The sequence below is a fragment of the Salinivibrio sp. IB868 genome, from assembly GCF_001995655.1.
In the GTDB taxonomy this organism is placed as follows: Bacteria; Pseudomonadota; Gammaproteobacteria; order Enterobacterales; family Vibrionaceae; genus Salinivibrio; species Salinivibrio siamensis.
In genome coordinates, this window is the sequence record NZ_MUEW01000008.1 from 52,721 (window position 1) to 66,736 (window position 14,016).

Genomic DNA, 14,016 nt, shown 5'->3' on the forward strand with positions numbered 1-14,016 from the left:
GATAGATTGATGGAACGTATTTTTATTGTGGCGGCAAAACGCACCGCCATCGGTGCCTTCTCAGGCACGCTCAAAGACGTCCCAACGGGGCAACTGGCCGCTTACGCCATTAAAGGCGCGCTAAGTGAAACATCACTTGCCCCAACCGCGATTGATGAAGTCATCGTGGGTAACGTGGTCAGCGCAGGACAAGGGATGGGGATCGGTCGTCAAGCTGCGATTTACGCGGATATCCCGACCCATGTCCCTGCGTATTCAATCAATATGGTCTGTGGTAGCGGCATGAAAAGTATCATGGATGCTGTCACCCATATCCGAGCCGGCGATGCACAGGTTGTCGTCGCGGCTGGGGTTGAAAACATGTCACAAATCCCATTTGCGGCAGCGGGCAACCTCCGCACTGGACAAAAAATGGGCAACTTCGCCATGAAAGACTTGCTCATTAATGACGGACTTACCGATGTGTACAACCAATATCACATGGGAGTCACCGCCGAAAACGTTGCCAAAGAAGTCGGGATTACCCGTGAGCAACAAGATAGCTTTGCGCTTAGCAGCCAACAAAAAACCGTTTCAGCCATTGAAGCGGGTCGGTTTAAAGATGAAATCATCCCGATTGAGATTAAGCAGCGCAAGCAAACCATTACTTTTGATACCGATGAGTACCCAAAAGCAGACGCCACGCTAGAGGGCCTCAGCAAGCTGCGCCCAGCATTTGATAAAGAAGGCTCAGTAACGGCCGGTAACGCCTCGGGTATCAATGATGGCGCGAGTGCGGTGATCCTCGCGTCTGAGTCCGCAGTCAAAGAGCACGGGCTGACACCACTCGCAGAAGTTGCCGCCTACGCTCAGCACGGTGTCGATCCGAGCATCATGGGCTTAGGCCCAGTGGGGGCTGTCAATACGGCATTGGAGAAAGCCAACCTGACTCTCGACACCATTGATTTATTTGAGCTTAATGAAGCATTTGCAGCACAAGCACTGGGGGTCATACACCAATTGGCGGAGCACCACAAAACAACACCTGATGCGATATTGGCGCGTGCCAATGTCAACGGCGGTGCCATTGCACTCGGTCATCCGCTCGGGGCATCAGGTAACCGGATTGTGGTGACCTTGCTACACGAGCTCGCGCGAAGAGGCGAAACCCACGGGGTGGCTTCTTTGTGTATTGGCGGCGGCATGGGTACAGCTTTAATTGTTAAGCGTACACAAGCATAAACGGACACTTGCGACCTTGGGTTAGAAACCCATACACAACACTATCAGGAGATACACCATGTACACAGATATGTTTAAAGCGTTTTCTGAGCAATCTGAAAAAGCCCTGGCTCCCTATGTTAATTTCAACAAGTTGGTAGCCAAAAATGTTGAGACGCTGACTGAGCTACAAATGAATGCTATGCGCACCTATAGCGAGCTCGGTCTAGAGCAAATGAAAGCAGCCAGCGAAGTGAAAGATGTCTCAAGTATGACGTCATTCAGCAGCCAACAGCTGGCCGCTTTGACCAAGCTGTCTCAGCAAATGATGGATGACAGCGCCAAGCTGCAAAACATCGCCAAAGAGTTTAAAGAAGATATCGACAAACTCACGGCTGAGAATATGAAAGCCGGCACCCCAGCATAAAGGCAGGGTTTTTGCACTAGTGCCTGCTGTCATTGACGGCAGGCCTTTGTAGTGCTTATCCGATCAAGAGGGCAAGACTATGTTTCATCACTTCTTTTCGGACTACCTTGCCAGGCTGCAAGAACAAAACCAGCAATGGTGGCAGGATCTTGAGCAGGGCAAGGCAGCCGTAAATACACCGTTCAATCAAGCCATGCAGGAAGTCAGCCTGCAAGACACTGCTCAGTTGCTGGAAGGCGCGGCTCAACAACCCGCTGCACTTCTACAAGTGCAAATGCAGTGGTGGGAACAACAGATGCAAATCTGGCAGAACGCCATGCTCGCGCGTGATAACACGGGAGAGGTAGTGAGCGAAGGCAGCGACGATAAACGTTTTAAGGATAAGGCTTGGCAGGAAGATGTCCTTTACAACTTTATCAAACAGTCCTATCTGCTGTTTGGGCGTACCTATATGGAAACCATCGATGCCATTGAAGGCCTTGATGATAAAACCCGTGAACGTCTCTCATTTTTCTCACGCCAAGCGATTAACGCCATGGCCCCAAGTAATTATATTGCGACTAACCCTGAACTGCTCAAAATGACATTGGAGTCTCAGGGCGAAAATCTACTGCGCGGCATGGAACAGCTTAAGCAGGATATGGAGTCTAGTGCGGATATTCTTAAAGTGCGCATGACCAATAATAACGCGTTTCGCGTGGGTGATGATGTAGCCAACACACCTGGCGACGTGGTGTATAAAAATGAGTTATTCGAACTCATTCAGTATCGTCCGATGACGGAAAAAGTGCATACCACCCCCATCTTGGTCGTGCCTCCGTTCATCAACAAATACTATATTCTCGACTTACGCGAGAAAAACTCACTGGTTCGTTGGTTGGTTGAACAAGGGCATACGGTATTCTTGATGTCCTGGCGTAACCCCTCTGCCGAACAAGCCGAAATTGGTTTCGAAGACTACGTGACCCAAGGCACCGTCAAGGCGGTCAGTGCCATCGAAGACATTACCGGCCAATCGCAGATTAACGGTGTGGGTTACTGTATCGGTGGTACCGTTCTGGCTTGTACTATCGCCTACTATGCCGCGAAGCGCATGAAAGCACGGATTAAATCGGCGAGTTTCTTCACCACCTTACTCGACTTCTCGCAGCCGGGGGAAATTGGTGCCTACATCAATGACAGCTTGATTCGAGCCATTGAAGCGCAAAACACGGCGCGTGGTTATATGGATGGCCGTTCACTCAGCGTCACCTTCAGCCTACTTCGTGAAAACAGCTTGTACTGGAACTACTATATTGAGAATTACCTCAAAGGTAACAGTCCTGTCGACTTTGATTTGCTGTATTGGAACAGTGACAGCACCAATGTCGCCGCGAAGACACATAACTTTATCCTGCGCGATTTGTACCTTGAAAACAAACTGGTGCAGGACAAGGGGGTGAAAGTTGGAGGTGTCTGGATTGATCTCAATAAGATCAAAGTGCCCAGCTATTTCATTTCAACCAAAGAAGATCACATCGCGCTTTGGCAAGGCACCTATCGTGGTGCACTGAATGTTGGCGGGAATAAAACCTTTGTACTGGGCGAGTCAGGGCATATTGCCGGTATCGTGAACCACCCCGTGAAGAAAAAATACGGTTTTTGGACCAACGATAGCTTGCCTGATAGTGCCGATGAGTGGCTCGATAATGCGTCACATCACACTGGCTCTTGGTGGACCCACTGGGAAAAATGGTTACGTAGCTACAGTCCAGAAGAACAAGTGGAGCCATACTCTATAGGCTCTGAGACCTATCCTGTGCTTGATACGGCGCCCGGCGAATATGTTCGCCACGTCCTGCCTATTGAAGCGGAGGCTCAGCAAGCTCAGGCAACGCCAACCCCTGAAGAAGAACAGGCCTGATCAAACGTCACAGCCTGCGTCTCAATATTGAGAATAGTGGTGCACACTCGGTGGTAAACGCTGAGGTGCACCTTTTTTTATATGATTGAACTACACTCAAAGCCATGGAAGCAAAACGGTGTAGCGTCAATATGAGATGGGCATGGTACTGTCTATTAACCACTCTTCTTTTCATTTCGATGAGCGTACAGGCTCAAACACTGCGCCTGACATCGGGTGAATATGCCCCCTTTATTACTCAGACTGTGCCTGATGGAGGCCCGATCACTGAAATCGTGATGCAGGCGGCGCAAGAGGCAGACATCGCGGTATCACTGGGTTATTTCCCATGGCATCAGTCGATGAATCTCGCTCAAACCGGCGAATGGGACGGCACCATAGGCTGGGCCTACACACAAGAACGTGCGAATAACTTCATCTACTCGGACCCAATTTATACCGAAAGCGTTGGCTTTTTCTACCTTACCGAACGCGAGTTTGATTGGCAGTCCCCACAAGATCTAGATGGCTTTGCCATCGGGGTGACCAAAGGCTTTATTGACGTTAAGACACTGACTGAACTGCAAAAGTCAGGCGTCGACGTTAAAATCCAAGAATTCCTTGATGAAAAATCAAAAATCGATGCGCTACTCGCTCAGCAAATCGACTTGGCGTTAGGCAACATAGACGTACTCAAAAGGGTGATCGCACAAGAGGTGGCCCCTAGCCAAAAACAAAACGTTGCCCATCATCCGCGACCAATAAGAATTACCCCGCTGTACGTTTTATTTAGCCGACAAACAAAGCAAAGCTATGATCAGGCAGAGCGCTTTAACAAAGCATTACGGCGACTCAAAGCGGATGGGCGGTATCAAATGATCTGGAGTCATTTTCGCCACGCCCACTACAATCATTAGGCCTTGGCCGTAACGACGTTTTATATCTTGGAGGTGTTATGCGGCGAATACTGCTCGTGACCCTGCTCCTTTATTTACCTTCCATCGCCGCCGCACAGGTTCAGCTAAAATTGTTGGCAGGCGATTACCCCCCTTTCCTCTCAGATCGCTTAGCGCATCAAGGGGTGATTGCCTATATCGTTAAAGAGGCAGGGAAGCGACAAGGGCTAGAGATAGAGATCGCGTTTACACTTTGGCAGCAAGCAAAAATGAAGGCGCAAGAAGGCGCGGTTCATGGGACCGTTGGCTGGGGCTACACCCCAAAACGTGAAAATGACTTTGTTTACTCTGCTCCCATTTATACCGAAACCGTGGTGTTTTTTCATCTCAAAAACCGACACTTTGATTGGCAGTCGTTAGCCAGCCTAAACGGCTTACGCGTCGGGATCAGCGAGAGCTATATAGAAGATGCCATGCTGGCAAACTTTAATCAGCAAGGTGGCGACGTGGTGATACGCCGCTATCCTAACGAAGTCGAGAAGCTGCGAAGCTTACTCACTGGCGAAACCGATGTGATTATTGGTAACCAATATGTAGTGATGGATATCCTACGCACTGTGATGCCTGATGACACGCGTCAGCACATTACTTTTCACCCTACCCCTCTGCGTGTCACCCCCCTTCATGTTCTACTGAGTCGCCAGCATCCTGAGAGCACACGCTGGGTAGAACGCTTAAACCGTGGTATTCATCAACTCAAAAGCAGTGGCGATTACCAAAGAGCATGGAGTGCGTTTCGTATGGGCGAATTTGGCTTACGCGCCCTTCCCCCAGAGTAAAGCAGACTCAGCTAGCCTGATCGCGACGCTGATCAGCAGCGATTAGCTTTTGTAAAATGCGCGAGACAGCGACAAAACCAAAACTCGCGGTCACCATGGTTGCCGCCCCAAAACCACTGGCACAGTCCATGCGTTTGGGTCCCTCGGCTGACACTTTGCTTTCACACACACTGCCATCAGGCTGAGGGTATTTGAGCTGCTCGGTAGAATACACGCAATCAATGCCAAACTTACGTCCCTGGGTTTTCGTGAAGCCATGAAAACGACGAAGGTTATTACGCAGCTTCGCCGCGAGCGGGTCTTGAATCGTTTTAGTCAAATCCGCCACTTGGATCTGAGTGGGGTCGATCTGTCCACCCGCACCACCCACGGTAATGACTTTGATTTTGTGCCGCTTGCAGTGAGCCAATAGAGCCGTTTTGGGCTTGATGCTATCGATAGCATCAAGCACATAATCAAAGCGCTTGTCGATGTACTCAGCAATATTATCCGGCGAGATAAAGTCATCAATCACAGTCACTTGGCATTCTGGATTGATCGCCGTGACACGCTCGGCCATCACCTCGCTTTTACTTTGGCCGATAGTCTCTTTCAGTGCATGAATTTGACGATTGGTGTTGGTGACACACACATCATCCATATCAATTAATGTCATTGCCCCCACACCGGTTCGCGCTAACGATTCTGCCGCCCACGAGCCAACACCACCAATGCCAATCACACAGATGTGGCTTTGACTAAATACTTCGAGCGCACGCTGGCCGTAGAGCCTTGCGGTGCCTCCAAAACGTTGCCAATAGGCATCTGATAACTGGCGTGTCATACCCGTCTCTTTGTTCATCAAACCGAGGGGCGTTATACCGACTTGCTCGATAATTGTCTAGCGGGATCCCGCGCAAAGCGGTCACAAAGCCAATGCACAACTTGGCTAACGCCTGCGGCGCGCTGCTTGTAGCTTGCACTGTAGAGGTAATAACCATAGCCGCTATCAATACCTAGCCCCAAAGGGTTCACGACTTTTCCTTGTCGTAGACTGGTTGTCGCCATAAAGGTAGGAATTAATGCCATCCCCATGCCTTGCTGCACCCCCTCCAATGCCATAAAAAAGTGCTCAAACCCCGCGCCATACTGCGGGTTGCTATCCGTTAAGCCAAATTGCTGCCAAAAATGTTCCCACAGTGTCGGCCTGGTCAGGTGAGAAAGCACCGGCACCGTAGCAAGTAGCGCCGCACGCTCAATAGGCTGAGGGACAATAGCGGCAGCGGCTAATAAAGATAGGTGTTCATTAGCCAGACAGGTTGACTGGGAGCCTGCTTGTTGATGTGGCTGGCAACGGATGAGGATATCAACCTCTTTTTCTTTCCCCTGCGGAATAGAATCACTCGCGCTGACCGTCACCGATACCGACGGATAACGAGCTTTAAAGTCTTGTAGTTGCGGGATTAACCACAGACTGGCAAAAGATGGCGGCACCAGCAAGCTGACCGACTCTTGCTGGACACTCTGTTGACGTGCGTAAGCCGTCGCGTTGGCAATTTCATGGATCCCTGAGGAGACTGATTGAAGATAAGTCTCTCCAATGGCATTGAGCACCACCCCATACGCAGTCCGCGTAAACAAGGGTTGTCCAATCCACTGCTCTAGCTGTTGGATTTGTTTACTGATAGTACTTTGACTGACATGCAATACCTTAGCCGCTTCCGAAAAGCTGCCTTGCTGGGCGACCACTACAAACGCTTGTAACACTCGCATCGATGGCAAACGCGCTTCCATTCCCATTCCTTTTTTTCATGCCTGGTGAAAATATATCCTTTGTCGCGCAAAATACAATCGGTTCATACTCATGTGCAAACGTCACTATGAGGCAATCGTATGAGCCACGTATTTCATCGCCACTGTCATCACGAGCTTCCTACTATCGCGAGCGGTCACGGCATGTATCTGACTGACACGCAGGGAAAGCGCTACCTAGATGCATGTGGCGGTGCCGCGGTATCTTGCCTTGGTCATCATCATCCTGCGGTATTGGATGCGATTCGCGCCCAACTCGAGGCTATTCCCTATGCGCATACTGGCTTTTTTACCTCCGAGACCAGTGAAGCACTGGCCGACATACTCACTGACTTAGCACCGGCGACGATCAATCATGCCTACTTGGTCAGTGGCGGATCAGAGGCGATGGAAGCGGCATTAAAACTGGCACGTCAATATTGGGTGGAAGTTGGCCAGCCGCAGCGCCAACACTTTATTGCCCGACGCCAAAGCTACCACGGCAACACACTTGGCGCGCTGTCCGTGGGAGGTAACGCATGGCGTCGCGCGCCCTTTGCACCTTTATTAATGGATACCAGTCTGATTGCTCCCTGTTACGCCTATCGCGATCAGCGTCCCGATGAGACCGCTTACGAATATGGTCAGCGGGTGGCCAACGAACTTGAAGCCATGCTGTTAGAAAAAGGTCCGGAGAATGTCATCGGGTTTGTGGCTGAGCCTGTCGTTGGCGCGACAGCTGGCGCATTGACGGCCGAAGCAGGCTACTTTACGCGTATTCGTGAGATCTGCGACCAATACAATATTTTGCTGATCCTTGATGAAGTAATGTGCGGTACGGGACGCACTGGGCGCTTTTTCGCCTTTGAGCATGAACATATCGTTCCAGATATAGTGGCTATCGCCAAAGGGCTAGCCGCCGGTTATCAGCCTATTGGCGCGACGCTTGTGGCTGACCCTATCTACAACGCGATCGCTAACGGCTCGGGCTTTTTCCAACATGGCCACACCTTTATGGCACACCCTACTGCCTGTGCTGCAGGGCTCGCCACATTAAAAGCAATCCAGCAAGATAGTCTAATAGACGCCGCCGGCCAGCAGGGAGAGGCGTTAAAAGCCACCCTCACTCATCATTTTCATTCCCATCCTTTTGTCGGCGACATTCGTGGCCGAGGACTCTTTCTCGCGCTTGAGTTGGTGGCAGATAAAGCGTCAAAGCAGCCTTTTTCGTCTACATTGCCGCTAGCGAAACAAATCAAACAAACTGCGCTGGAAAACGGCCTGATGTGCTATCCCATGGTCGGCACCATTGATGGCAAACAAGGGCACCATATTTTATTGGCGCCTCCCTACATCATTAAACAGCCACACATTGATGAGATAGCCGAAAAACTAAGGATAACCTTAGACACCTGTTTGCCACACTAAGCAGTCTGTCTTGCTCTCAACCCAGGCTTAAGGAGAAAAGATGACCGATACACGCACCATCATGGTTGCCCCCAATGGCGCGCGGCTGCAGCCTTCCCAGCATCATGCCGTCCCCATTGATACGCCATCACTGATTAACTGCCTGCAAGCATGCGCTGACGCCGGTGCCGCCATGGCGCACATTCATGCACGAGATGAGTCTGGCGCGCATAGTTTGGACCCCATTCTCAATCATCGGCTTTATCAGCAAGTCCAAGATGCGGTCGGTGATCGCATGGTCATTCAACTCACGACCGAAGCCGTGGGTCGCTATCGCCCCTCAGAGCAAATCGCGTTAGTGAAAGCCGTTAAGCCTGAGGCCGTCTCCATTGCGCTAAGAGAGCTGGTACCTGATCCCTCCGAAACCACCGAGGCCAGAACATTTTTTGCGTGGCTACATCACCATGCTGTTTACACGCAGTTTATTCTCTATCACCCCCAAGATGTGGCGCGCTATCGTCAGCTACGTCACTCCGGCATTATCCCGCCAAAGGGGCACCATTTACTGTTCGTCGCAGGCCGGGATCAAAGCCCCCCATTTGGCTACCCAGAAGACATCATCGCCATGTGGCAAGCGCTCCCCGACCATGACAACCTGCGATGGTCAGCCTGTGCATTTGGCCACCATGAGATCCGCTGTCTAACGACCGCCGCGCTCCTGGGAGGAGACATACGAATCGGCTTTGAAAACAACACCCAACGCGTTGATCAACGCCAGGCCATAGATAACGCAGCTCAGATCACAGATTTACGCAACACACTGGAAAAGCTGGGATATTGTACTAAACCTGTACAAGCACTAAGGCAAACCATGACCCAATCGTTTTAACCCAATACAATTGCTTGCAAATATTGTTAAAAGATTGAAAAAATAGCGCGGTGACACTTTTTTGTCATATTGTCATTGAGTGTTATACAACTTCGAGGGTGCGCCCGGATAGCAACCTCTAACTTAAAAAGGAATCTTAAGCATGAAAGCGATGAAACCTACCCTGATTGCGCTCGGCTTTTCTGCCGCACTAGGAACCGCGGCAAGCGCGCAAGCGAACCAGTTTGTGACCATTGGTACTGGCGGTGTGACTGGTGTTTATTACCCAACAGGTGGCGCTATTTGCCGTCTCGTCAATAAGAGCAAAGATGACCACGGCATCCGCTGCTCGGTAGAGAGTACAGGCGGTTCAATCTACAACATCAACACCATTCGTGCTGGCGAGCTCGATATGGGTATCGCCCAATCTGACTGGCAGTACCATGCTTACAAAGGCACCAGCAAATTTAAAGATCAGGGCGAATTCAAAGAGCTTCGCGCCGTTTTCTCTATTCATCCAGAACCGTTTACCGTGGTAGCACGTGCCGATGCGGGCGTAAAAACCTTTGATGATCTGGAAGGCAAGCGCGTTAACATTGGTAACCCTGGCTCGGGCCAACGTGGCACTATCGAAGTATTGATGGATCAAATGGGCTGGGATATGGACAAGTTCGGCCAAATTTCTGAGCTAAAAGCGGCCGAGCAATCCAAAGCGCTGTGTGATAACAAAATTGATGCCATGGTGTACACCGTGGGTCACCCAAGTGGTGCTATCCAAGAAGCGACTACCGCATGTGACAGCGTATTGGTTGAAGTCGCGAACGATGCAGCTAAACAGCTGATTGAAGATCGTGACTATTACCGCCAAGCCACTATCCCTGGCGGTATGTACCGCGGTAACGACAACGACGTCACCACGTTTGGTGTGGGTGCGACGTTCGTTTCTTCCACACAAGTTCCAGAAGACGTTATCTACAACGTGGTTAAAGCGGTATTTGAAAACTTTGATGACTTCCGCCGTCTCCACCCAGCGTTCGCTAACCTGAAGAAAGAAGAAATGGTACAAGACGGCCTGTCTGCACCACTTCACCCAGGTGCAGCGCGTTACTACCGTGAAGCCGGGTTGATTGAATAATCAAACCCCGCTTACCAAAAAGCGAGCGTTAGACGCTCGCTTTTTTATTTTCTAAGGGCCTCACCTAACCCGTTATTATGGCTGGCTCACCATTTGTGGCGCTAAGGCGTCCAGTTTCCAAACCCGACCAAAGTGCTTGTAGTGCCCGGCTTGCTCGCCTGCTTTACGGCCCATACCATGATACAAGTCCAGATGATTCTCTTTCACCGCGCCACCGGTATCTAATGCCATCAGAAGCTTTAATACATGCTCGCCCGTCCATTTGCCTTGCTCATCCAACTGAGGCACTTCAGCCAGTAACACAGTGCCCATGGGTAAATAACGTCTATCCGCCGCCACTGACGCCCCGGCTTTCAATGGAATACCTGCCGTACCACTGACAGGATCAGCTGCCTTAGGGGTAAAGAAAACATAAGAGGGATTTTGCTCGAGTAATTCACGCACTTCATCTTTACTGTGGGCAGCCACCCACTCTTGGATCGCTTTCAGCGACATTTCTTCGCGCGGCACTTCCCCCCTCTCGATCAGTACTTTTCCAATGCTGACATAAGGGTGACCATTCTTGCCACCGTAGGCAAAATACTCCAGTTGGTCGTTATCGCCAAAATGCACAAAGCCGCTGCCTTGTACTTCCATAATAAAACTATCGATAAGGGAGGCGCTGTAGCCCAGCTCTAAGCCCTGCCCATCCAACGCCCCAGCATAGATAGCAGCACGGTCTGGACAGTCCTCACCACAAGGGGGCTTGGCGTAGACAGGATAGCGGAACAGGGCATCCGGTTGGTGACGCATCTCTATCACAGGAGAAAAATAACCGGTAAACATCACATTACCAAAATCATCTCCCCCTGCCATTTGGTTCACCCCTAAGCCATAATCCGCAAGTGCCTCAATCTCGCCTCCCGCGTCCAACCAGGCTTGCAAACGCTGATAAACCGCTTGATGCTCCGCCACTAACGAGGGTGAGTTGGCAGTCACCTCCGCTAATTGCTCATTGAATAAACTAAAGTCTCGCGGGCTTTCAGAGACCACTTGTGGTACCGGGGTGAGTATCGATTCAAATCGCCCATCCACATATTGTTGGCCCCGGTCAGTGGGACGCATACACCCTGCGAGTGCCGCCACACACGCCATCACGACTAACGCTTTTTTCACACCATATTCCAATCAGTGAGTTAATAGCGCTAAGGCTCGCAAAAACCGCCCCGCTTCGCAATCAGTTCTCAATGTTAAGTTTGTAACTGTCTGCAAACCAATACAGATTTATTGTGACCCTATTCAGCTTACTCCCTTTACCAAGGCGACATTCATCAAAGTGTCATATAATTATTATGTACTGTCCTTGCAACAAAACTGCATAGAAAGTGCAACATAAAGGAGTAAAGCAGCGATGGATTTAAAAGTTGGGCGTTCAACGCTACTTGATAGTGATGCAGTGGAGTACCAATGGATCCGGATGATGGCCAGCGAAGGCTGCACACGCCAAGTGATTAATGCCAGTATTCAGCGTTGTCTGGGTGGTGATGCGCAAACCGCCGATCTCTTGCGAAAGGTGGCGACGAAACAGTGCTCGGTCAACGAGCTGCTCACCACGTTGGAATCACAGCACTACTGATCCAGGTCGCATTGGGGATAACACTTCCTCTTATGAGCGTTTATCTTTAGCAAAAAAAGATGTGTAGTGAGCAGGTTCAATACGCTCGAGCGTCTTTGCGTCTTCAACCCGGTACAGGTAGGTTTCCGTTCCTATCGTGTATTTAAGCTGATCACCATCAAACTGGTACTCAGTGGTGGCGCGACTCCCATTGGTGTAGACACCATCAGGACGTATTTCAAATCGGTCGGCTGCATAAGGAGCCACATCTTGTTCTACCCATTCGCCATAAAGCTGTTTGTCTGTCATATGTGGCGCAAACAGCTCTGGGCGGGTGGCCACGGTAAAACTCACCCAGCCCAGTACGAGAACAATCACCAGCATGATAAATTGTTTGGTTAACCGCACGCTACAACCTCACTTATTGGTTTTATTGTGATTTTAACGAACTAACTGACCCACATTGATAAACCACTTGCGAATCTTGAGAGATAGTTCCCAAACATTGCGCGAATAATGATAAACGTAGTGCAAAAAACATCACGATGCAGAGTACATCCTTGCCTCTCCTCTGCAATTATCTACTTGCTTGGGGGTTGACACACACCGAACAAAAAGAATAAAAAGGCAATATTAGTGAATAATTAAACGGATGAGCGCGTGAAAATAAGAAGTACCGCCCTGGTTAAAGGATTTCGCCAATCGGCGCCGTATGTCAATGCTCACCGAGATAAAACCGCGGTGATCATGCTTGGCGGCGAGGCCATGGCGGATGAGAACTTTCAGAATATCGTCAATGATATCGCCCTACTCAATAGCCTGGGCATGAAACTGGTGTTGGTGTTTGGCGCCCGCCCGCAAATCAATCGCACCTTAAATCAGTACGGCCTGGAAACACCATATCACAAAGGAATACGCATCACCGACAGCCACGCGCTTGAAGTGGTCAAACAAGCCGCCGGCCAAGTGCAGCTCGACATTACGGCGCGTTTATCCATGGGACTCAACAATACGCCCATGGCGGGCGCTCAAATTAATGTGATCAGTGGCAATTTTGTCATCGCGCAACCGTTGGGCGTCGATGAAGGGATTGATTACTGCCATAGTGGCAAAATTCGCCGCATCGACATTGACGGCATTCAGCGCCAGCTTGATCAAAACGCGATCGTACTGATGGGGCCGGTTGCCAGCTCAGTGACGGGGGAATGCTTTAACCTCACCTCCGAAGAAGTGGCGACTCAAGTCGCGATTCGGTTACGCGCAGACAAATTGATTGGTTTTTGCTCCGAGCAAGGGGTCTTAAACCAAGACAATGAGGTGATTTCTGAGTTACTGCCCACCCAAGCCCAGCCACTTCTAGAAGCGAGAGAAGCCGCTGGCGATACTGGCTCTGGCACCAGTCGCTTTTTACGAGGCGCGATTGCCGCGTGTCGCGCGGGAGTCACCCGCAGTCATTTGATCAGCTACAAAAAAGACGGCGCCTTGATCCAAGAGCTGTTCTCGATTGAAGGGATCGGCACCCAGATCGTGATGGAGCGTGCCGAAAAAGTGCGCCAAGCCCAGATTGACGATATCGGTGGGATCTTGGATTTGATCCGCCCGTTGGAGCAACAAGGGATCCTAGTGCGCCGCTCGCGAGAACAATTGGAGCAAGAAATCCCCCGCTTTACCATCATCGAACGGGATGGATTAGTGATAGGCTGCGCTGCCCTCTACCCATTTAGTGAAGCGCGCACCGGCGAGATGGCGTGCGTCGCCATTCATCCGGATTATCGTGATGGCGACCGCGGCGTCATGCTGCTCAATCACCTCAAGCAACGTGCCAAAGCCAAAGGGCTCGAAACTATTTTTGTGCTCACCACCCACAGTTTGCATTGGTTTTTGGAACAAGGCTTTTTGCTCTCTGATGTGTCAGCACTCCCCAACACTCGCCAAGAGCTGTACAACTATCAGCGTCGCTCTAAGGTGCTGACTTTAGCGCTTTAGCGGGTTTCGCCA

General features: G+C 50.6%; 14 protein-coding genes. 10 read left to right on the forward strand and 4 right to left on the reverse strand.

Features of this window, described 5'->3' with window-relative positions; genetic code table 11:
• The first annotated feature begins 9 nt into the window (after window positions 1-9).
• From BZG20_RS09915 to BZG20_RS09935, 5 genes are all read left to right on the forward strand, one after another.
• Complete coding sequence (locus BZG20_RS09915) at window positions 10-1,221, forward strand: acetyl-CoA C-acetyltransferase (RefSeq protein ID WP_077578890.1); 1,212 nt, start codon at window positions 10-12, stop codon at window positions 1,219-1,221.
• 58 nt (window positions 1,222-1,279) lie between these two features.
• Complete coding sequence (locus tag BZG20_RS09920; protein ID WP_046074153.1) at window positions 1,280-1,627, forward strand: phasin family protein; 348 nt, start codon at window positions 1,280-1,282, stop codon at window positions 1,625-1,627.
• 79 nt (window positions 1,628-1,706) lie between these two features.
• A complete protein-coding gene (gene phaC / locus BZG20_RS09925; protein ID WP_046074152.1) occupies window positions 1,707-3,530 on the forward strand; it encodes a class I poly(R)-hydroxyalkanoic acid synthase in 1,824 nt (607 codons plus the stop codon).
• 179 nt (window positions 3,531-3,709) lie between these two features.
• A complete protein-coding gene (locus BZG20_RS09930) occupies window positions 3,710-4,426 on the forward strand; it encodes a transporter substrate-binding domain-containing protein (RefSeq protein ID WP_158010031.1) in 717 nt (238 codons plus the stop codon).
• Between the two features lie 38 nt (window positions 4,427-4,464).
• Window positions 4,465-5,244, forward strand: a complete 780-nt coding sequence (locus tag BZG20_RS09935) for a transporter substrate-binding domain-containing protein (protein ID WP_046074150.1) — start codon at window positions 4,465-4,467, stop codon at window positions 5,242-5,244.
• A gap of 7 nt (window positions 5,245-5,251) precedes the next feature.
• Here the strand turns inward: BZG20_RS09935 and tcdA are convergent, their stop codons facing one another.
• Window positions 5,252-6,067, reverse strand: coding sequence for a tRNA cyclic N6-threonylcarbamoyladenosine(37) synthase TcdA (gene tcdA / locus BZG20_RS09940; RefSeq protein WP_077578894.1), 816 nt, complete (start codon window positions 6,065-6,067; stop codon window positions 5,252-5,254).
• A gap of 32 nt (window positions 6,068-6,099) precedes the next feature.
• The gene (locus tag BZG20_RS09945) at window positions 6,100-7,017 is read right to left on the reverse strand and encodes a LysR substrate-binding domain-containing protein (protein WP_198531475.1); all 918 of its coding nucleotides are present in this window, start codon (window positions 7,015-7,017) and stop codon (window positions 6,100-6,102) included.
• 99 nt (window positions 7,018-7,116) lie between these two features.
• Here BZG20_RS09945 and BZG20_RS09950 point away from each other — a divergent pair, with 99 nt between their 5' ends.
• From BZG20_RS09950 to BZG20_RS09960, 3 genes are all read left to right on the forward strand, one after another.
• On the forward strand, window positions 7,117-8,442 hold the full coding sequence (locus tag BZG20_RS09950; protein WP_077578898.1) for an aspartate aminotransferase family protein: 1,326 nt from the start codon (window positions 7,117-7,119) through the stop codon (window positions 8,440-8,442).
• Window positions 8,443-8,482: 40 nt separating this feature from the next.
• A complete protein-coding gene (locus BZG20_RS09955; protein ID WP_077578900.1) occupies window positions 8,483-9,310 on the forward strand; it encodes a 3-keto-5-aminohexanoate cleavage protein in 828 nt (275 codons plus the stop codon).
• A gap of 142 nt (window positions 9,311-9,452) precedes the next feature.
• A complete protein-coding gene (locus tag BZG20_RS09960; protein WP_046074145.1) occupies window positions 9,453-10,424 on the forward strand; it encodes a TAXI family TRAP transporter solute-binding subunit in 972 nt (323 codons plus the stop codon).
• A 75-nt stretch (window positions 10,425-10,499) separates the two neighbouring features.
• Here the strand turns inward: BZG20_RS09960 and mltA are convergent, their stop codons facing one another.
• The gene (gene mltA / locus BZG20_RS09965; RefSeq protein WP_077578901.1) at window positions 10,500-11,579 is read right to left on the reverse strand and encodes a murein transglycosylase A; all 1,080 of its coding nucleotides are present in this window, start codon (window positions 11,577-11,579) and stop codon (window positions 10,500-10,502) included.
• A 235-nt stretch (window positions 11,580-11,814) separates the two neighbouring features.
• Here mltA and BZG20_RS09970 point away from each other — a divergent pair, with 235 nt between their 5' ends.
• Window positions 11,815-12,039, forward strand: a complete 225-nt coding sequence (locus BZG20_RS09970; RefSeq protein WP_046074144.1) for a hypothetical protein — start codon at window positions 11,815-11,817, stop codon at window positions 12,037-12,039.
• A 30-nt stretch (window positions 12,040-12,069) separates the two neighbouring features.
• Here BZG20_RS09970 and BZG20_RS09975 read toward each other — a convergent pair whose 3' ends face one another.
• Entirely contained in the window at window positions 12,070-12,426 is a 357-nt protein-coding gene (locus BZG20_RS09975; protein WP_046074143.1) for a DUF2850 domain-containing protein, read from the reverse strand.
• Window positions 12,427-12,678: 252 nt separating this feature from the next.
• Between BZG20_RS09975 and argA the strand changes: the two genes are divergently transcribed.
• On the forward strand, window positions 12,679-14,004 hold the full coding sequence (argA, locus tag BZG20_RS09980; protein ID WP_046074142.1) for an amino-acid N-acetyltransferase: 1,326 nt from the start codon (window positions 12,679-12,681) through the stop codon (window positions 14,002-14,004).
• The last annotated feature ends 12 nt before the right edge of the window (window positions 14,005-14,016 follow it).

What these genes read in the sequence shown, in the direction of transcription:
- BZG20_RS09915 (WP_077578890.1), top strand. Translation starts at nt 10, where the DNA reads ATGGAACGTATTTTTATTGTGGCGGCAAAACGCACCGCCATCGGTGCC.
- BZG20_RS09920 (WP_046074153.1), top strand. Translation starts at nt 1,280, where the DNA reads ATGTACACAGATATGTTTAAAGCGTTTTCTGAGCAATCTGAAAAAGCC.
- phaC (WP_046074152.1), top strand. Translation starts at nt 1,707, where the DNA reads ATGTTTCATCACTTCTTTTCGGACTACCTTGCCAGGCTGCAAGAACAA.
- BZG20_RS09930 (WP_158010031.1), top strand. Translation starts at nt 3,710, where the DNA reads ATGAGCGTACAGGCTCAAACACTGCGCCTGACATCGGGTGAATATGCC.
- BZG20_RS09935 (WP_046074150.1), top strand. Translation starts at nt 4,465, where the DNA reads ATGCGGCGAATACTGCTCGTGACCCTGCTCCTTTATTTACCTTCCATC.
- tcdA (WP_077578894.1), bottom strand. Translation starts at nt 6,067, where the DNA reads ATGACACGCCAGTTATCAGATGCCTATTGGCAACGTTTTGGAGGCACC.
- BZG20_RS09945 (WP_198531475.1), bottom strand. Translation starts at nt 7,017, where the DNA reads ATGGAAGCGCGTTTGCCATCGATGCGAGTGTTACAAGCGTTTGTAGTG.
- BZG20_RS09950 (WP_077578898.1), top strand. Translation starts at nt 7,117, where the DNA reads ATGAGCCACGTATTTCATCGCCACTGTCATCACGAGCTTCCTACTATC.
- BZG20_RS09955 (WP_077578900.1), top strand. Translation starts at nt 8,483, where the DNA reads ATGACCGATACACGCACCATCATGGTTGCCCCCAATGGCGCGCGGCTG.
- BZG20_RS09960 (WP_046074145.1), top strand. Translation starts at nt 9,453, where the DNA reads ATGAAAGCGATGAAACCTACCCTGATTGCGCTCGGCTTTTCTGCCGCA.
- BZG20_RS09970 (WP_046074144.1), top strand. Translation starts at nt 11,815, where the DNA reads ATGGATTTAAAAGTTGGGCGTTCAACGCTACTTGATAGTGATGCAGTG.